The organism is Actinomarinicola tropica, from assembly GCF_009650215.1.
GTDB classification, from domain to species: Bacteria; Actinomycetota; Acidimicrobiia; order Acidimicrobiales; family SKKL01; genus Actinomarinicola; species Actinomarinicola tropica.
This window is the reverse complement of the sequence record NZ_CP045851.1, coordinates 2,158,119-2,176,183: the sequence shown is the minus strand read 5'-3', so window position 1 is coordinate 2,176,183 and position 18,065 is coordinate 2,158,119. Positions and strand designations below refer to the sequence as shown.

The window sequence follows — 18,065 nt, the reverse complement described above, 5'->3', positions numbered from 1 at the left end:
CCGGGCGGTGCGCACCTCGCGGTGCGGCCGCCCGGTGCGCGCCCGGGCCCGGACAAGTGGACCGTCCGGTCAAGTTGGACGACACTGGCCCGATGGCAATCGACTTCAGCTTCGACCCCGAGCACGTCGCGATCCTCGATCGCGTCAAGGAGTTCATGGCGACCCAGGTCGCCCCGGTCAGCGAGACGGCGGAACGGGAGGGCTGGGACCGCTCGAAGTGGATCCCGGCGATCATCGAGATGCGCCAGGCTGCGAAGGACGCCGGCCTCTGGCTGCCGCACATGCCGGAGGAGTGGGGCGGCATGGGCCTCGGGCACGTGACGATGGCGGCCATCTCCGCCGAGGCGGCCAAGACGCCGATGGGCCCGTTCGCGCTCAACGCCCAGGCTCCTGACGAGGGCAACATGCACACCCTCCTCCACTGGGGCACCGACGAGCAGAAGGAGGACTACCTCCGCCCGCTGTGCGAGGGCCGCGTCCGCTCCTGCTTCGCGATGACCGAGCCCGAGGTCGCCGGCTCCGACCCGACGCTCATCAAGACCCACGCCTACCAGGACGGCGACGAGTGGGTCATCAACGGCCACAAGTGGTTCATCTCCGGTGCACGCGGCGCCAAGTTCGCGATCCTCATCGCCCGCACCGAGGAGGACCCCGATCTCCCCCAGGCGGCGAACTCGGCGTTCCTCGTCGACACCGACACCCCCGGCTGGGAGATCGTGCGTGACGTCGAGACGATGTCGGGCTCCCACAACCACTGCGAGATCCGCATCACCGACATGCGGGTCCACGGCTCGAAGATGCTCGGCGGTCGCGGCCAGGGCCACCTCCTCGGCCAGGCCCGGCTCGGTCCGGCCCGCCTCGCGCACTGCATGCGCTGGATCGGCCAGGCCGAGACGGCGCTCGAGATGATGTGCGAACGGGCCCTCAACCGGTACTCCCACGGCTCGCTCCTCGCCGAGAAGCAGGGCATCCAGTGGAAGATCGCCGACTCCACCATGGAGCTCTACCAGGCGAAGCTGATGGTGCTGCACGCCGCCTACCTGATCGACAAGGGCGCCGACTTCAAGTCCGAGGTGTCGATGGCCAAGCACCACGTCGCCAACGCCCTCTGGAACATCATCGACCGGGCGATCCAGGTCCACGGCGCGCTCGGCTACTCCACCGACACGCCCCTCGCCGGCATGCTCACGCAGGCCCGCTGGAGCCGCTTCGCCGACGGCGCCGACGAGATCCACCAGATGCGGATCGCCGAGCGGACCCTCGCCGCCTACAAGGACACCGGCAGCGTCAACGCCGCCACCGGCCGCCTGCCGATCTGAGGTCCGAACGGGCCGTCGGGGCGTCTACCGACCCACCCCGGCGGCCCGCACGGCCAGCTCCCGCGCTCGGGAGCGGTCGGACTTGCCGGAGTCCAGGCGGGGTACGGCGTCGACGATGACGACCGACCGCGGGGCCTTGAAGTCGGCGAGCCGGCTTCGGCAGTGCTCGGCCAGCTCGTCGGCCAGGTCGTGGGCGCCGACCTCGGGTCCGAAGCGGGTCGAGACGACGGCGGTGACACGCTCGCCCCACCGCTCGTCGGGGACGCCGACGACGACCGCGTCGTACACCGAGGGGTGTTCCCGCAGCGCCGCCTCGACCTCCTCGGGGTGGATCTTCTCGCCACCCGAGTTGATGGTCGAGGCGCCGCGTCCGAGCAGCACGATGCGCCCACGCTCGTCGACGGTCGCCTGGTCACCCGTGAGCGCCCAGCGCACGCCGTCGACGACGGGGAAGGTGGCCGCAGTCGCCGCCGGATCGCGGTGGTAGCCGAGGGGGATGTGCCCCCGGCGGGCGACCCGGCCGACGATGCCTCGACCCGGTTCCACCGGACGCAGATCCGGGCCGAGCACGGCGGTCTCGACCCGGGGCTCGAACACCGGACGCCCCGCCGGCTCGGCCATGCCGGCGGCGTGGACGGCCGACGCCTGTCCGCCGGTCTCCGACGTCCCGTAGCTGTCGACCACGACGACCCAGGGGAGCAGCTCGAGCAGCCGTCGGCGGGTGGGCGCGGACAACGGGGCGCCTCCGGAGAGGAGGAGCGTGAGGGTGTCGAGCTCCCACCGGTCGGGGTGGGCGGCCAGGGCGTCGGCGATCGGCACGGCGATGGCGTCGCCGACGAGGCCGACGTAGCTCACCGACTCGGACTCGACGAGATCGAGCAGCTTCACCGGTTCGAGCGTGGGGTCGGGCGAGAGCACGACGGTGCCGCCCGCGAAGAGGGTCAGGAACGCGAACCACTGCGCGGTGCCGTGGGTGAGCGGCGAGGCGGCGAGCGCCCGGTGGGGCACCTCGGCGAGGGACCCCACGATGTCGTCGGGGCGGGCGATCGGCTCCCCGCCGCGGATGCCGCCGCCCATCGCGGCGAAGAACACGTCCTCGTGTCGCCACACCACGCCCTTCGGGCGCCCCGTCGTGCCGCCGGTGTAGAGCACGTACAGGTCGTCCCCGCTGCGAGCGACCTGCGGCGGTCCGCCACCGGTGGCGGCGAGCCACGCCTCGTACGGCGGACCGACGGCGATCGCCCGGCGCAGCGTGGGCAGCACGGCGGTGGCGTCGGCGACGAGCGCGGCCATCTCGGGTTCGTGCACCACCAGCGACGCGCCGCTGTCGGCGAGGAGGTGCTCGAGCTCCGCCCGCCGGTAGCGGTGGTTGAGGTTGACGGGGACGGCGCCGGCCTTGAGCGCACCCAGCAGCACCTCGAGGTGCTCGGGGCGGTTGCGCAGGCCGACGGCGACCATGTCGCCCGGGTGGACCTCGGCCTCGGCGAGGGCGGCGGCGACCCGATCGGCTCGGCGATCGAGCTCCGCGTAGGTCAGCCGCTGCTCACCCCAGACGACCGCCTCGCGCGCCGGCACGGCACGGGCCACGCGCTCGAAGAGGTCCGCCAGGTGGAAGGTCACGGCGGCGACGGTAGTCCCGGCCCGCACGGGTGCGATCATGCCGGGATGGGGTGCGGGCTACTGGAACCAGATGCGCTGGTGCTGCCGGCTCATCGGGTGCACGAGCAGGGCGAAGCGCGCCACCGGGAACAGCGCGAGCAGCAGGAACGAGGGGCTGACGATCCTCGAGAGGTCGCCCGACAGCTGGATGAGCAGCTCGAACACGCCGACACCGGTCACCGCCACGGCGAGGTTGTAGCCCCACTTGCGGTCGTTGGCGATGCCGAAGGCACCTGCGCCCATCGCCGCCGCGGCGAGGAGGCTGACGAGCGCCGCCGCACCGAGGCGTGCGCCGAACGACGCGTACAGCCACGACGGGAAGATGAGCTGGAACACCGCGCTGATGTACAGGAGGATCACCGCCACCTGAAGGGTCTGGGGCTGGTGCGGGTTCGTCCACCGGCGGGTCTCCATGGCTGACAGTCTGGCAGCGCTCGTGCTCGCTGCGGGAGCGGGGACGCGTCTCGCCCCGCTCACCCGCCTCCGCCCGAAGGCGCTCTGCCCGGTCGACGGTCGTCCCCTCGTCGACCTCGCGCTCGAGCGGGTGGCGCCGCTCGTCGCCCCGGGACGGGTGGCGGTCAACGTCCACCACGGCCGGGCGCAGATGGAGGAGCACCTCGCCGGGCGCGCCCACCTCTCGATCGAGGAGCACGAGGCGCTCGGAACGGCCGGAGGTGTCGCCGCCGTCGCCGAGTGGCTCGGCGACGACGGGCTGGTCGTCGTCAACGCCGACACGTGGTGCCGGGGCGACGACGCGTCGATCCTCGAGGGCTGGGACGGCGAGCGCGTCAGGGTGGTGGTCGAGGGGGCGCCGGAGCTGGGGCCCCGGAGCCGGATCGTGGCCTCGGTCATGCCGGCGGCGGCGGTGCGTCGGCTGCGCCCGGAGCCGTCGGGGCTCTACGAGGTCTGCTGGCGCGACGCCGCGGCGGCCGGCCGGCTCGACGTGGTCGGGTGGAGCGGGCGCCTCGTCGACTGCGCGACGCCTCGGGACTACCTCGTGGCCAACCTGGTGGCCTCCGACGGTCGGAGCGTCGTCGGAGAGGGCGCGTCGGTCGACGGCGACCTCGACCGCAGCGTGGTCTGGCCGGGCGCCACGGTGCGCGCCGGCGAGGCGCTCGTGGGTGCGATCCGGGCCAGCGCCGAGATGACCGTGCTGGTGCGCCCGCTACCGGCGGCGGGGTGAGGCCACCGGCGTCGCCTCGTGTCCGGCGCGCAGCTGACCGCAGGCGGCGTCGATGTCGGTGCCGCGGTTCTGGCGCACCGTGGCGTTGACGCCGAGCTCGCGCAAGCGGTCCCGGAACCAGCGCACCTGCTGCGGGGCCGAGCCACGCACGGCGTACCCGGGCGTGGGGTTGAGGGGGATGAGGTTCACGTGGGCGCGCAGCGGGAGGGCGTACGCGGCGAGCTGGCGGGCGTCGCGGTCGGTGTCGTTCACGCCGTCGATCAGCGCCCACTCGAACGACAGCCGGCGGCCCTTGGCCCGGAGGTACTCCTCGCAGGCCTCGGCGAGCACCGCGAGGGGGTACCGGCGGTTGATCGGGACGAGGTCGTCCCGACGGGCGTCGTCCGCCAGGTGGAGCGACACCGCGAGGTTCACGGGCAGGTCCTCGGTCGCCAGGCGACGGATGCCGGGCACGAGGCCGACGGTGGAGAGCGTCAGGTGGCGGGCGGACAGCCCCATCGCCCCGTGGAGGCGCTCGACCGCGGCCCACGTGGCGTCGTAGTTGGCCAGAGGTTCGCCCATCCCCATGAACACGACGTTGGAGACGCGCCGCTCGCCCGCCTCGCGCTGGGCCCGGACGACCTGCTCGACGATCTCGCCGACGGTCATGTGGCGTTCGAACCCCGACTGACCGGTGGCGCAGAAGCTGCACGCCATCGCGCAGCCGGCTTGCGTGCTCACGCACACGGTCGACCGGTCGTCGTAGTGCATGAGCACCGTCTCGACGCGGGCCCCGTCGTGGAGCTCCCACAGCCACTTGACGGTGGCGCCGTCATCGGAGCGCGAGGCGGTCACCGGCGCCAGGGCCGGGGGCAGCGCGTCGGCCAGGCGCTCGCGCAGGGCGAGCGGCAGGTCGGTCATGTCGGACGGCTCGGCGAGTCGCCGGTGGAGCCCGTCCCACACCTGGCGGCTGCGGTAGGCGGGCTGGTCGGCGAGCAGGTCGCTGATGTCCTCGTGTGAGGCGTCGTATCGCCGGAGCACGCGGTCAGGCTAACGGGGGCCCCGACGGCGGCGGCAGTACCCTCGACCCATGGCATCGACCCCGTCGTTCGAGGATCTGCCGCTCGAGGCGGTGATCCACGCGGCGCACTACGACCACCACCACCGCAGCGTCGGCTCGGGCGGTCCTCGGGCCGCCGTCTTCGGTGCCAGCGACGGCCTGGTGTCGAACGCCGCGCTGATCCTCGGGGTGGCCGCCGCCGACCCATCGGCGTCGGTCGTGCGGCTCGCCGGCATCGCGGGGCTGATCGCCGGCGCGGTCTCGATGGCGGCCGGCGAGTACATCTCCATGCGGGCGCAGCAGGAGCTCTTCGAGCGGGAGCTGGCGATCGAGCGCCGGGCCCAGCAGGCGAACCCCGCCCTGGAGACCCTCGAGCTGGTGAAGATCTACGAGTCGCGCGGCATCACCTCGGAGCTGGCGCACGAGCTCGCCGACGCGGTGATGAGCGACCCGAAGGTCGCGCTCGAGGTCCACGCGCGCGAGGAGCTCGGCATCGACCCCGACGACCTCGGCTCGCCCTGGGTCGCCGGGGGTTGGTCGTTCGTCGCGTTCGCGGTGGGCGCCCTCCTGCCGCTGCTGCCCTGGTTCGTCGGCTCCGGCGGCGCCGCGCTGGCCGGCTCGATCGTCGCCGGGCTCCTCGGCGCCGCCACGCTCGGCGCGCTGGTGGGCTACTTCTCCGGCCGGTCGCTGCCGTTCGCGGCCGGGCGGCAGGTGCTCATCACCGCGCTCGCCGCCGCCATCACCTACGGCATCGGGTCGGTCGTCGGCGTCAGCGTGTGACGTCCCGGGTGAACACCTGCACCTCGTGGTGCAGGGAGAACCCGAGCGACTCGTAGAGCGCCATGGCCGGGGCGTTGTCGCGCTCGGTGTAGAGCATGGCGTGACCGAGGCCCGCCCCCGCGAGGTGGGCGAGCCCGGCGAGGACGAGCCGCCGGCCCAGCCCGGACCCGGCGCGCTCCGGATCGACCGCGATGACGAAGATCTCGCCGACGGCGGGGTCGACGTCGTCGTGGACCTTCGTCCAGCAGAAGCCGTGGACGGGCGACCCGGGGGGTCCGTCGGGGTGGAGCAGGAAGCCCTCGGGGTCGAACCACGGCTCCGCGATCCGAGCGCGCAGCTCCTCGTGGGTCCAGATCCCCTGCTCGGGGTGCCAGTGGAAGGCGGCGCGGTTCACCCGCAGCCACTCGTCGTCGTCGGCGCCGGGGACGAACGGCCGCGTCGCGAGGGCAGGCTCCGGGGGTGGCGCGGGGAGGGGACGGTCGAGGCGGACGAGGCGGCGTCGGCCGTCGAAGCCGGCGTCGCTCGCCGCGCGCGCGTGCTCCGTGGTGGCGGTCGGCACGCGCCAGCGCGCCACCCCGCCGCCCGCCCCGCGGATGCCGTCGACGAGGGCGGCGAGCAGCTCACGGGCGACGGGCACGTCGAGGCGACCCCGGCCGGCAGCCAGCTCGAGCTCCCAGCCGTGGCGCTCGCGCCACGCCCGTCCCTGCGCGCCATCGACCTCCGCCTGCACCTCCGACACCATCCGGCGGAGGGTACCGGCGCCTCGTCCTCGACCAGGACGTTCAACCCTGAACCGTGTGAATTGGGTCACTCAACCCCAGATTTCCTGACGCGGTGTGCAGCAGAGCGCGAACGGATGCGTTACAGTCATCCCTGCCAGGTCCCGCCACCTGGCTGAAGGTGACCCGGGATCCGCCGCCTGAGGTCACCCGGTCGGCGCCCCTTCGGGGGCGCCGACTCGCGTCCGGGCTCGGATCCGGTAGAGGACACCCATACGCCGTCGAGCCGTCGGCGTTCAGTCGAGCCGCCGCACCAGGCGCTGCAGGCGGCGCGTCGCACCCCGCAGCGAGCGTTCGACCTCGTCGAGGTCGAACGTGATGTCCTCGCGCTCGGTGTCACGGTGGGCGTCGGCGACCTCGACGAGCCGCTGGGTCAGCTCGTCGAGGGTCGTGAGGGCGGAGGTCAGCTGCGACCGGGGGTCGTCCATACCTGTCGATGATGCCCCGTACCGGCCGGTACCGTGGCGCCCGCATGGACGAGCTCGCTGATCCCCGATGCTGACCCCGGTCGACCTCCGCGGCGTCGCCGCCGACGAGCTCGCGCGACACCTCCCGCGGCCGGAGGTCGCGGGCGAGGGGCCCGTCGCCGCCGTCCGGGAGATCCTCGACGACGTGAGGGTGCGGGGCGACGAGGCGCTGCGCGACCTCACCGAGCGCTTCGACGGCGTGCGCCCGGAGCAGCTCCGCGTCCCGGTCGAGGAGCTCCACGCGGCGCTCCACCGCATCGACCCCGACGTGCGTCGGGCACTCGAGATCGCCGCGGAGCGGATCCGCGCGTTCCACGAGACGCAGGTCCGCCCCGACCACGAGCTCCGTCGCGACGGGCTGGTGGTCGAGGCCCTCGTCCGACCCGTCGACCGGGCCGGCATCTACGTGCCGGGCGGCCGCGCGGCCTACCCCAGCACCGTCCTCATGGCGGCCATCCCGGCGCTGGTCGCCGGGGTCGAGCAGGTCGCGCTGGTCGTCCCGCCGAACCGAGACACCGGTCGGGTCGCCGATGTGACCCTCGCCGCCGCGGCCATCGCCGGCGTCGACGAGGTGTACGGCATCGGAGGGGCCCAGGCGATCGGGGCACTGGCCTACGGCACCGCCACCATCCGTCCGGTCGACGTCATCGCCGGTCCGGGCAACGTCTACGTCGCCGTCGCCAAGCGCGAGGTCGCCGACCACGTCGGCATCGCGGCGGCCTTCGCCGGCCCCTCCGAGGTGGTCGTGGTGGCCGACGGGTCGACCCCGGTCGACTACGCGGCGATCGACGTCGTCCTCCAGGCCGAGCACGGCCCCGACGGACTCTCGTGGCTGATCACCTGGTCCGACGACGTGGCGCGGGACGTCGACGCCGCCATCGAGCGCCTCGTCGCGTCGGCGCCACGCCGGGCCGACATCGAGGCGACCCTCGACAAGGGCGGCTACGTGGCCCTCGTCGACGGTCCGGAGCAGGCGATCGACGTCGCCAACCTCATCGCTCCCGAGCACCTCGAGCTGCTGTGCGCCGATCCGCGCTCGCTCGTCCCGAGGGTCCGCCACGCCGGGGCGGTCTTCTGCGGCCCGCTCGCCCCCGCCTCGATCGGGGACTACCTCGCCGGGCCGAGCCACGTGCTGCCCACCGACGGCACCGCGCGCTTCGCGAGCGCGCTCACGGTCGCCGACTTCACCAAGGACGTCCACGTCGTCACCGTCGACCCCGAGGGCTTCGACGCCGTCGCACCCCACGTCGTCGCCATCGCCGAGGCCGAGGGCCTCGACGCCCACGCGGAGTCGATCCGTCTCCGCCAGGCCGACCGATGAGGCCCGCGCCCCGCGACGACGTCGTGGCGATGGAGGGCTACCACTCACCCCAGGTCGACGTCGACGTCCGCCTGAACACCAACGAGTCGCCGCTCGGGCCGCCGGCGTCGTTCGTCGCCGAGCTCACCGACGCGATCGCAGGGGTCGAGTGGCACCGCTACCCGGATCGCGCGGCGCGCGACCTGCGCGCCGCGATCGGGTCGCTGCACGGACGGGGGCACGAGCAGGTGTTCGCCGCGAACGGCTCGAACGAGGTGCTCCAGTCGCTGTGCCTGGCCTACGGCGGACCGGGTCGGCGCGCCGTCACCTTCGAGCCCACCTACGCGCTGCACGGCCACATCGCGAGGGTCACCGGCACCGAGGTCGTCTCGGCGCCCCGTCGGGACGACTTCACGCTCGACCTCGACGTGGTCCGTCGCACCCTCGAGTCCGCTCAGCCGACGCTCACCTTCCTGTGCTCGCCCAACAACCCCACCGGGCTCGTCGAGCCGCAGGAGGTCGTGGAGACCGTCGTCGAGGTCGCCACGTCGCTCGGCAGCCTCGTCGTGGTCGACGAGGCCTACGGCCAGTTCGCCCCCTGGTCGGCCGCATCGCTGCTCGACGAGGAGCTGCCGCTCGTCGTCACGCGCACCTACTCGAAGACGTGGGCCATGGCCGCCGCCCGCCTCGGCTACGCGCTGGCGCCCACCTGGGTGGTCGACGAGCTCGAGAAGGTCGTGCTGCCGTACCACCTCGACGCCGTCACCCAACTGGCCGGCACCCTCGCCGTCGGCCACCTCGCAGAGATGGAGGCCCGGGTCGCCCAACTCGTCGAGGAGCGCGGCCGGCTCGTCGCCGAGCTCGCGCAGCTGCCGGTCACGGTGTGGCCCTCCGGCGCCAACTTCGTCCTCTTCCGACCCGACGCCCGCGCCGGCGACGAGGTCTGGAAGCTGCTCGTCGAGCGGTCCGTGCTCGTGCGCAACTGCGCCTCGTGGCCCGGGCTCGACGACTGCCTCCGCGTCACCATCGGCACGCGCGACGAGGACGATGCGTTCCTCGCCGCCCTCAGGGAGATCCTCACATGAGCACCGCGCCCCGTTCCGCCACCCGTCGCCGGGTCACCAAGGAGACCGAGATCGAGATCTCGATCGACCTCGACGCCACCGCCGGTGGCGTGGTGCAGGTCGACACGAAGCTCCCGTTCTTCGACCACATGGTGAGCCAGCTCGGCCGCCACGGCGGCTTCGACCTCACGGTCCGCGCCACGGGCGACATCGAGATCGACTCGCACCACACGGTCGAGGACACCGGCATCCTCCTCGGCGAGGCCTTCGCCGAGGCGCTCGGCGACAAGGCCGGCGTGCGCCGCTTCGCCTCCAACAGGGTGCCGCTCGACGAGGCGTTGATCGACGTCGCGCTCGACCTGTCCGGCCGGCCCTACCTGCACTACGAGATCGACCCGCCGGGCCAGAAGATCCTCGGCGACCCGCCGTTCGACCCGCAGCTGGCCGAGGAGTTCTGGCGGGCGTTCATCACCTCCGCCGGCATCACGCTCCACCTCGAGCTCGTGCGCGGTCGGAACACCCACCACATCATCGAGGCGTCGTTCAAGGGCGTCGCCCGATCGCTGCGCGACGCGGTGAAGGTCGAGGTCGAGGGCGGCGTCGTCCCGTCCACGAAGGGCACCTTGTGACCGACCGTCCCCTCGTCGCGGTCCTCGACTACGAGATCGGCAACCTGCGCTCGGCCCAGAAGGCGCTCGAGCACGTGGGGGCCGACGCCCGCCTCACCGCCGACCCGGCGTTGATCGCCGATGCTGCGGCGGTCGTCCTGCCCGGTGTCGGCGCGTTCGGGCGGTGCATGGAGGCCCTCCACCGCACGGGCCTGGCCGAGGTCGCGGTGGATTCCGCCGCGTCGGGGCGACCGTTCCTCGGCATCTGCGTGGGCATGCAGCTGATGTACGAGGGCTCGGAGGAGTCGCCGGGCGTCCCGGGTCTCGGCATCCTGCCCGGCACGGTGCGACTGCTCCCGGCGGGCGTCAAGCGCCCGCAGATGCAGTGGAACGTCCTGCGCCCCACGGATCCTTCGCCGCTGCTCGACGGGTTGCCGGACCCCGCCTGGGTCTACTTCGTGCACTCCTACGCCGCCGAGGACGGGCCGCTCACCATCGCCACCTGCGACTACGGCGGCCCGGTCGTCGCGGCCGTCGAGCGCGACAGCGTCGCCGCCACCCAGTTCCACCCGGAGAAGTCCGGCGCTGCGGGGCTCGCCCTCCTCGGCAACTTCGTCGAACGGGTCCGGGCCTCGGTGGCGGCCTGATGGACCTGCTCCCGGCGATCGACCTACTGGGGGGGCGGGTCGTGCAGCTCGTCCAGGGCGACTACGACTCCGGCACGGTCCACGGGGACGACCCCGTGGCGGTGGCGCGCGAGTTCGAGGCCGCCGGTGCCCCCTGGATCCACTGCGTCGACCTCGACGCCGCCCGCACCGGCCAGCCGACCAACCGCGAGCTGATCGGCCGGGTCGTCGACGCCGTCTCGGTCCCGGTCCAGGTGGGCGGGGGCGTGCGCTCCGACGACGCCGCCGCGGCGCTCGCCGAGCTGGGGGTCGCCCGCGTGGTCATCGGCACCGCCGCGCTCGAGGACCCGGCGATGGTCGCCCGGGTGGCGGCCCGCCAGCGGGTGGCCATCGGGCTCGACGTCCGCGGGCGCGAGGTCGCGGTCAAGGGGTGGACCGAGGGCTCGGGCACCACCTGGGACCAGGCGCTCGCCCGTCTCGCCGACGCCGGCGCCGAGGCCGTCGTCGTCACCCAGATCCAGAAGGAGGGCCTGATGGAGGGTCCCGACCTCGCCGGTCTGGCCGAGGTGCTCGCCGCCACGCCGCTCGATGTCGTCGCGTCCGGCGGGGTCAGCAGCCTCGACGACCTGCGGGCCCTCGACGCGCTGCGCACGCCGGAGGGGCGAGGCCTCGCCGGCGCCATCGTCGGCACCGCCATCTACGAGGGTGCCGTCCCCGTCCGTGACGCCGTGGAGGTCCTGCGATGCGCGCCGCCCGTGTGATCCCGTGCCTCGACGTCGACGCCGGGCGCGTCGTCAAGGGCACCAACTTCGTCGACCTGCGCGACGCCGGCGACCCCGTCGAGCTGGCGGCCCGCTACGACGCCGAGGGTGCCGACGAGGTGGTGTTCCTCGACATCACCGCCTCGTCCGACGCGCGGGACACGATCGTCGACATCGCCCGCCACGTCGCCGAGCAGGTCTTCATCCCGTTCACCATCGGGGGCGGCATCCGGTCGGTCGACGACGCCCGCCGCCTCTTGCGTGCCGGCGCCGACAAGGTGTCGGTCAACACCGCGGCGGTCGAGCGACCCGAGCTCGTCGCCGAGCTGGCCGAGGAGTTCGGGGCCCAGTGCGTCGTCGTCGCCATCGACGGGCGCCGCACGGGGGCCGACGCCACGGGCCTGGGCGACGTGCCGACGGGCTTCGAGGTCTTCACCCACGGCGGTCGCACGCCGACCGGGATCGACGTCGTCGAGTGGGCGCAGCGAGCCGAGTCGCTGGGGGCGGGGGAGATCCTCCTCACCTCGATGGACCGCGACGGCACGCGGGAGGGCTTCGACCTCGAGATGACCCGGGCCGTCGCCGAGGCGACCAACGTGCCGATCATCGCGTCCGGTGGCGTGGGCACCCTCGACCACCTCGTCGAGGGGGTCACCGAGGGCGGGGCCGACGCCGTGCTCGCGGCGTCGATCTTCCACTTCGGGGAGCACTCGGTGGCCGAGGCCAAGGCGCTGATGGCCGACCGTGGGGTGACGGTGCGGCCGGCGTGAGCCGGTACCGTTCTGGGCGATGACCACCCCCGAGGGCGCCGGCCTCACCGGCGACGACAAGCTCCCGATCAAGATGCTCAACGACCGCATCCTGGTGAGGATGGAGTCGGCCGAGGGCGAGCGGCGCTCGTCGGGAGGCATCCTCATCCCCGCCACGGCGCAGATGTCGAAGCGCCTCACGTGGGCCGAGGTCGTGGCCGTCGGCCCCAACGTCCGCGCCATGGAGCCCGGCGACCAGGTGCTCTTCAACCCCGAGGACCGCTACGAGGTCGAGGTGCGGGGCGACGACTACATCATCCTGCGCGAGCGCGACATCCACGCCGTGGCCGCCTCTCGCCTCGCGGAAGGCAGCACGGGCCTCTACCTCTGAGTCCCTACGATGGGCGCCATGCCCGTCGCCACACCCCTCCCGATCGACGAGGCCGATCTCGCCGAGATCCGCTTCGACGAGCGAGGCCTGGTCCCCGCGATCATCCAGGACGACGCCTCCGGTGAGGTCCTGATGGTCGCCTGGATGAACGAGGAGTCGCTCCGGCGCACCCTCGAGACCGGCCGCACCTGGTTCTGGAGCCGGTCACGCGCCGAGCTGTGGTGCAAGGGCGAGACATCCGGCGACCGTCAGTTCGTGCGCTCCGGCGCCTACGACTGCGACGGCGACGTCGTGCTCTTCCGCGTCGAGCAGGAGGGCCGCGGCGCCTGCCACACCGGCCACCGCAGCTGCTTCTTCAGGGGGTTCGGTGCTGCGACCGAGTAGGGAGGAGTTCCGGGCGCTGGCCCGGGACCACACCGTCGTCCCCGTGTGGCGGGAGCTGCTCGCCGACCTCATCACGCCCGTGGCCGCCTACGCCCGCCTCTGCGGCGACGACCAGCCCGGGTTCCTGCTCGAGTCGGTCGAGCACGGCGAGCGCTGGAGCCGCTGGTCCTTCGTCGGCCGCAACCCGATCGGCACGATCACGTCGCGGGGCGGCACGGTCACCGTCGAGGGCGACCTGCCCGATGACCTGCCGGTGGACGAGGGGGTGCTCGCGACGCTGGAGGCGCTGCTCGAGCGGTACCGCTCCCCGCAGCTGCCCGACCTGCCGCCGCTCCACGGCGGCGTCGTCGGCCACCTCGGCTACGACGTCGTGCGCGAGGTCGAGCGCCTGCCCGACGTCCCGCACGACGACCGGGGCCACCCCGACGCCGTGCTCTCGGTCATCGGCGAGCTGGCGGCGTTCGACCACTGGCGCCAGCGGGTCACCCTCATCGAGAACGTCATCGTGCCGGCCGGGGCCGACGACGACCAGCTCGACGCGCTCTACGACGACGCCGTCGCCCGCCTCGACCAGCTCGCCCGCGACGGCGCCAAGCCCCTCGCCGAGCCGCTCGTCGAGCTCCCGGCGTCGGACGAGCTCCCCGAGTTCACCTCCACGATGGGGGGCGAGCCGTACCACCGGGCCGTCGAGGTCGCCCGCGAGCACATCCTCGCCGGCGACATCTTCCAGGTGGTGCTGTCGCAGCGGTTCGACGTCGAGCTCGACGCCGACCCGTTCGACGTCTACCGCGTGCTCCGGCAGGTGAACCCGAGCCCCTACATGTTCTTCATCCGCCAGCCGGGCCTCAGCCTGGTCGGCTGCTCACCGGAGCCGATGGTGCAGCTGCTCGACGGCCGGGTGATCTCGCGCCCGATCGCCGGGACGCGCCGGCGCGGCACCACCGAGGAGGACGACCGCCGCCTCGGTGCCGAGCTGCGCGAGCACCCCAAGGAGATCGCCGAGCACGTGATGCTCGTCGACCTCGCCCGCAACGACGTCGGTCGGGTGGTGCGCTTCGGCACCGAGCAGGTGGACGAGATGATGGTCCTCGAGCGCTACAGCCACGTCATGCACCTCACCTCGCAGGTGTCGGGCGAGCTGGCCCCCGGGAGGACGCCGATCGACGTGCTGCGGGCCACGTTGCCGGCCGGCACGGTCTCCGGCGCCCCGAAGGTCCGGGCGATGGAGATCATCGACGAGCTCGAGCCCGTCAAGAGGGGTCCCTACGCCGGGGTCGCCGGCTACATCGACTTCTCCGGGAACATCGACACGGCGATCGCCATCCGGACGATGATCATCGGCGACGACGGCATCGCGTCGGTCCAGTCCGGCGCCGGGGTGGTGGCCGACAGCGTGCCCGAGCACGAGGACCTGGAGTGCCGCAACAAGGCCCGAGCCCTCCTCGTGGCCATCCCACCCGCCCGTCGGCTCACGGCGTTGCGCCGCAAGGACCGCGAGGAGCGCGGCGCGTGACGCCCGACGAGATCCGCGACCAGGTCCGCACGATGCGTGAGGCCGCCGGCGCCGCGCCGCTCGCCCGCGACGTGGTGCACGCCGAGGGCGAGGCGGCGGTCGACTACCTCCAGGGCCAGCTGAGCCAGGACGTCGCGGCGCTCGCCGTCGGCTCGTCGGCGTGGACCTTCGTGCTGCAGCCCCAGGGCAAGGTCGACGTCTGGTTCCGCATCACCCGGATCGGCGATGCGGCGTTCGTCCTCGACTGCGACCCCGGTTGGGGCGAGGCCCTCCTCGCCCGCCTCGAGCGGTTCCGACTGCGCACGGCCGTCACCTTCACGCCGCGCGAGTGGTCCGGCGTGGCCATCCGAGGCCGCGAGGCGACCCGTCCCGACGGCGGGCTCGTGGTGGCCGTCGACCGGCCAGGGGAGCGCGGCTGGGACGTGCTCGGCCCCGACGTCGCCGTCCCCGCCGGACTCGCCCCCTGCAGCCCGGCGGCGCTCGAGGTGCTGCGCATCGAGTCCGGCACACCCCGGATGGGGGCCGAGCTCGACGAGTCGACCATCCCCGCCGAAGCCGGCGTCGTCCCCGCCTCGGTGAGCTTCACCAAGGGCTGCTACACGGGACAGGAGCTGGTCGCCCGCATCGACTCGCGCGGGAGCACGACGCCCCGCCGGCTGGTCGGCGTGCTGCTCGACGACGAGCGCGTCCCGGCGACGGGTGCGGCGTTGAACCTCGGCGGCGACGCTGTCGGAACGATCACCAGCGCGACGGCGGGCGGGACCCACGGGGGTGCCGTGGCCCTGGCCTACCTCAAGCGCGGCGTCGAGTCGCCGGCGCCGATCGTCGTCGACGGCGTCGAGGCCCCCATCCGCGACCTCCCCCTGGTCGGCTCCTGACGCGTGGACCGCACTCGGGTCTATCCGTTGGCGGTCCTCGGTGCGCTCCTGCTCGCCGTCCTCCTCGTCGTCGTCTCGAGCAGGGACGCCGCGACCCTCACCGGCCGGCTCGGGGGCGACCTGCCCGAGTTCGTGGGAGCCGGACGCATCGTGGCCGACGGCGACGGCGTCGACCTCTACGAGCCCGAGCGCCAGCTGGCCGCGCAGGCCGACCTCTGGGCCGATGGGGAGACCGGGGGGATCCTCTTCCCGTACCCCGCGGTCCTGGCCGCGCCGTACGCGGCGATGGCCGACCTCGACCTGCGGCTCGTCTACCTGGTCCACACCGGGTTCATGGTGGGGTGCGCCCTCGCCTCCGTCCGCCTGCTGCGCGGTCGGCTGCCGTGGCTCGAGCGACGGTACGCCCCGGCTGCGCTCGCGGTGGGCCTGACGTTCCTACCGATGTTCATCGGGGTCTTCAACGGCCAGACGACGGCTGCGGTGCTCCTCCTCGTCGTCGCCGTCTGGGTGGCGCTGCTCGACGACCGCGACCTCCTCGCAGGGGTCGCTGCAGGTCTGCTGCTCGTCAAGCCCCAGTACGGGGCGGTCGTCGTCGGCCTGCTGCTCCTCGACCGCCGGTGGCGTGCCCTCGGTGGTGCGGCAGCCGCGTCGCTCGCGGTCTGGCTCGGGTCGGCGCTCGTCGCCGGGCCGGGGTGGGTCGCCCGCTGGCTCGAGATGGTCTCCTCCCTGAGCGACATCGACCAGGGCAGCAACCTGCGCAACGAGGTGTCGCCGCTCGGGATGGCCGAGGTCGCGCTGGGACAGGGGAGCGGCGCGGCGGCGGTCATCGGGATGGGCGCGTCGGCTGCGGTCGCGGTCCTGCTGGTCCTGTCGTTGCGGGGTCTGCCTCTCGCCTCGCCCCTCGTCCCCGCGCTCGTGCTGCCGAGCCTCCTCCTCATCGCTCCGCACGCGCTGTACTACGACGCCGGACTGCTCCTCGTGGCCCTCGCCGCGCTTCTGCCCACCGTGCCAGCAGCCTGGCGGCTGGCGGCGGTCGCGGCCTGGTGGGCGGCGGGGTTCGCCCACCTCGGGGCGTCGACGCTCGGCTTCGAACCCGTCACCGCGCTCGTCGTGGGCACCTTCGCGTGGGCGCACTGGGCCCGTTGGACCGGTGCCTCGGCGGATCTGGTCGGCGCGCGCGGTCCTAGCCTGACCGCGTGACCCACTACGAGGTGCTCGGCGTCGACCCGACGGCCTCCACCGACGAGATCCGCCGGGCCTACGTGCGCCTGGCCCGGGACCACCACCCGGACCGCCACGCCGACTCCCCGCCTGCGGCCCGGGCGGAGGCCGAGCGCCGCATGCGCCAGATCAACGAGGCCTGGCGCGAGCTGCGGGACCCGGCGCGCCGCGACCGGTACGACCTGAGCCTCGCCGGGCCCTCGTTCGACGTCGACGCCGCCGAGGACGACCCGTGGACCTGGACGCCCTACGACACGGACGAGGAGGAGCTCGACCTCGACGATCTGTACGGGGAGGCGCACGCCCGTCGGCCCCGGGGCGGTCGGGCCCTGGCGATCGTCCCCGTCGCCTGCGTCGTGCTCGGCATCGGCGCCCTGGTCGTCGGGTCGATCGTGCGGCTCGGCCCGGTGGTGGCGCTCGGCGTGTCGGCCGTCGTGCTCGGGGTGGTCCTGTTCGCCCTCGCCCCGTTGGCCGTCGTCCTCGAGACCCGACGTCACGATCGGCTCTGACTAGGGTGCCGCGGTGACCACGTACCTCGACGCGATCCTGGCCGCGCACCGCGCCCTCGCCGCCGACGACGACCGCGACGTCGAGTGGCTCATCGACCAGGCCGGGACCGCGCCGCCCACCCGGGGGTTCCGGCGGGCGATCGCCGAGTCCGAGGGCCTCGCCGTCATCGCGGAGGTGAAGCGCCGGTCGCCGTCCAAGGGTGACCTGTTCGCCGACCTCGACCCAGCGGTCCTGGCCGCGGCGTACGAGGGCGGTGGTGCCACGTGCCTGTCGGTCCTGACCGACGTCGGCCACTTCGGGGGCTCGCCGGCCGACCTCGCGACGGCCCGGGCCGCGGTCGGCGTCCCCGTCCTCCGCAAGGACTTCACGGTGTCGCCCCTCGACGTCTGCGACGCCCGCCTGATGGGCGCCGACGCCGTCCTGCTCATCGCCGCGGCCCTCGACGACGGCGAGATGCGCCACTTCGCGGAGTTGGCGCGAGCGCTGACGCTCGACGTCCTCGTCGAGGTCCACGACGAGGCCGAGCTCGAGCGTGCCCTCGCGATCGACGCCGACATGGTCGGGGTCAACCAGCGGGACCTCGTGACCTTCGAGGTCGACACGGCGCGCGCCGAGCGTGTCGCCCCGCTGATCCCGCCGAGCGTCGTGCGGGTGGCCGAGTCCGGCGTCCGCGGCCCCGACGACGCCCGACGGCTGGCCGACGCCGGCTACGACGCCGTGCTCGTCGGTGAGAGCCTCGTCACCGCCGGGGACCCCGGCGCCGCGGTGGAGGCGCTGCGGGCCGTTCCGGCCCGCCAAGTGGAGGGGTGACGCACGGTCGCCGCGGTACGGTGC

General features: G+C 73.6%; 20 protein-coding genes and 1 pseudogene. 16 read left to right on the top strand and 5 right to left on the bottom strand.

All coding sequences use genetic code 11. The features are described from left to right. Positions 1–92 precede the first annotated feature (92 nt). Positions 93–1,319, top strand: a complete 1,227-nt coding sequence (locus GH723_RS10655; protein ID WP_153759627.1) for an acyl-CoA dehydrogenase family protein — start codon at positions 93–95, stop codon at positions 1,317–1,319. A gap of 24 nt (positions 1,320–1,343) precedes the next feature. Here the strand turns inward: GH723_RS10655 and GH723_RS10650 are convergent, their stop codons facing one another. Together GH723_RS10650 and GH723_RS10645 are read right to left on the bottom strand one after the other, a co-directional pair. Further along, entirely contained in the window at positions 1,344–2,939 is a 1,596-nt protein-coding gene (locus GH723_RS10650; protein WP_195210242.1) for an AMP-binding protein, read from the bottom strand. Positions 2,940–2,996: 57 nt separating this feature from the next. Next, entirely contained in the window at positions 2,997–3,392 is a 396-nt protein-coding gene (locus GH723_RS10645; protein ID WP_153759625.1) for a hypothetical protein, read from the bottom strand. Here GH723_RS10645 and GH723_RS10640 point away from each other — a divergent pair. Next, positions 3,391–4,161, top strand: coding sequence for a sugar phosphate nucleotidyltransferase (locus GH723_RS10640; protein WP_153759624.1), 771 nt, complete (start codon positions 3,391–3,393; stop codon positions 4,159–4,161). The two genes, GH723_RS10645 and GH723_RS10640, sit on opposite strands and share 2 nt — an antisense overlap. Here the strand turns inward: GH723_RS10640 and rlmN are convergent. Then, the gene (gene rlmN / locus GH723_RS10635) at positions 4,144–5,181 is read right to left on the bottom strand and encodes a 23S rRNA (adenine(2503)-C(2))-methyltransferase RlmN (protein ID WP_153759623.1); all 1,038 of its coding nucleotides are present in this window, start codon (positions 5,179–5,181) and stop codon (positions 4,144–4,146) included. The two genes, GH723_RS10640 and rlmN, sit on opposite strands and share 18 nt — an antisense overlap. Positions 5,182–5,230: 49 nt before the next feature. On the opposite strand from rlmN, the gene GH723_RS10630 reads away from it, so the two are divergent. Next, complete coding sequence (locus GH723_RS10630; protein WP_153759622.1) at positions 5,231–5,980, top strand: VIT1/CCC1 transporter family protein; 750 nt, start codon at positions 5,231–5,233, stop codon at positions 5,978–5,980. Here GH723_RS10630 and mshD read toward each other — a convergent pair. Beyond that, on the bottom strand, positions 5,970–6,722 hold the full coding sequence (gene mshD, locus GH723_RS10625) for a mycothiol synthase (protein ID WP_153759621.1): 753 nt from the start codon (positions 6,720–6,722) through the stop codon (positions 5,970–5,972). The two genes, GH723_RS10630 and mshD, sit on opposite strands and share 11 nt — an antisense overlap. A 273-nt stretch (positions 6,723–6,995) precedes the next feature. Further along, positions 6,996–7,187 (bottom strand): hypothetical protein, encoded by a 192-nt coding sequence (locus GH723_RS10620; protein WP_153759620.1) that lies wholly within the window; start codon positions 7,185–7,187, stop codon positions 6,996–6,998. A 67-nt stretch (positions 7,188–7,254) separates the two neighbouring features. On the opposite strand from GH723_RS10620, the gene hisD reads away from it, so the two are divergent. From hisD to trpC, 13 genes and pseudogenes are all read left to right on the top strand, one after another. After that, positions 7,255–8,547, top strand: coding sequence for a histidinol dehydrogenase (hisD, locus tag GH723_RS10615; RefSeq protein ID WP_153759619.1), 1,293 nt, complete (start codon positions 7,255–7,257; stop codon positions 8,545–8,547). Beyond that, positions 8,544–9,611 (top strand): histidinol-phosphate transaminase, encoded by a 1,068-nt coding sequence (hisC, locus tag GH723_RS10610; protein ID WP_153759618.1) that lies wholly within the window; start codon positions 8,544–8,546, stop codon positions 9,609–9,611. Before hisD ends, hisC begins: the two co-directional genes overlap by 4 nt. After that, the gene (hisB, locus tag GH723_RS18830) at positions 9,608–10,219 is read left to right on the top strand and encodes an imidazoleglycerol-phosphate dehydratase HisB (protein ID WP_153759617.1); all 612 of its coding nucleotides are present in this window, start codon (positions 9,608–9,610) and stop codon (positions 10,217–10,219) included. Before hisC ends, hisB begins: the two co-directional genes overlap by 4 nt. After that, positions 10,216–10,845 carry an imidazole glycerol phosphate synthase subunit HisH gene (gene hisH / locus GH723_RS18825; RefSeq protein ID WP_153759616.1) on the top strand — a complete coding sequence of 210 codons (630 nt, stop codon included), beginning with the start codon at positions 10,216–10,218 and terminating at the stop codon, positions 10,843–10,845. The genes hisB and hisH overlap by 4 nt, the downstream gene beginning before the upstream one ends. After that, on the top strand, positions 10,845–11,585 hold the full coding sequence (gene hisA / locus GH723_RS10595; RefSeq protein ID WP_153759615.1) for a 1-(5-phosphoribosyl)-5-[(5-phosphoribosylamino)methylideneamino]imidazole-4-carboxamide isomerase: 741 nt from the start codon (positions 10,845–10,847) through the stop codon (positions 11,583–11,585). The genes hisH and hisA overlap by 1 nt, the downstream gene beginning before the upstream one ends. Next, complete coding sequence (gene hisF, locus GH723_RS10590) at positions 11,567–12,355, top strand: imidazole glycerol phosphate synthase subunit HisF (RefSeq protein WP_153759614.1); 789 nt, start codon at positions 11,567–11,569, stop codon at positions 12,353–12,355. Before hisA ends, hisF begins: the two co-directional genes overlap by 19 nt. A gap of 19 nt (positions 12,356–12,374) precedes the next feature. Further along, positions 12,375–12,725, top strand: coding sequence for a GroES family chaperonin (locus tag GH723_RS10585; protein WP_153759613.1), 351 nt, complete (start codon positions 12,375–12,377; stop codon positions 12,723–12,725). Positions 12,726–12,734: 9 nt separating this feature from the next. Next, positions 12,735–13,085, top strand: a pseudogene (gene hisI, locus GH723_RS10580) (phosphoribosyl-AMP cyclohydrolase); the annotation flags it as partial. 7 nt (positions 13,086–13,092) lie between these two features. After that, positions 13,093–14,622, top strand: a complete 1,530-nt coding sequence (gene trpE / locus GH723_RS10575; protein WP_195210241.1) for an anthranilate synthase component I — start codon at positions 13,093–13,095, stop codon at positions 14,620–14,622. After that, positions 14,619–15,500: a CAF17-like 4Fe-4S cluster assembly/insertion protein YgfZ gene (gene ygfZ, locus GH723_RS10570; RefSeq protein WP_153759611.1), complete on the top strand. Its 882-nt coding sequence runs from the start codon at positions 14,619–14,621 to the stop codon at positions 15,498–15,500. The genes trpE and ygfZ overlap by 4 nt, the downstream gene beginning before the upstream one ends. 3 nt (positions 15,501–15,503) lie before the next feature. Continuing rightward, a complete protein-coding gene (locus GH723_RS10565) occupies positions 15,504–16,700 on the top strand; it encodes a glycosyltransferase family 87 protein (protein WP_153759610.1) in 1,197 nt (398 codons plus the stop codon). After that, positions 16,697–17,230, top strand: coding sequence for a J domain-containing protein (locus GH723_RS10560; protein ID WP_153759609.1), 534 nt, complete (start codon positions 16,697–16,699; stop codon positions 17,228–17,230). The genes GH723_RS10565 and GH723_RS10560 overlap by 4 nt, the downstream gene beginning before the upstream one ends. A gap of 13 nt (positions 17,231–17,243) precedes the next feature. Further along, the gene (gene trpC / locus GH723_RS10555) at positions 17,244–18,041 is read left to right on the top strand and encodes an indole-3-glycerol phosphate synthase TrpC (protein WP_153759608.1); all 798 of its coding nucleotides are present in this window, start codon (positions 17,244–17,246) and stop codon (positions 18,039–18,041) included. Positions 18,042–18,065 lie beyond the last annotated feature (24 nt).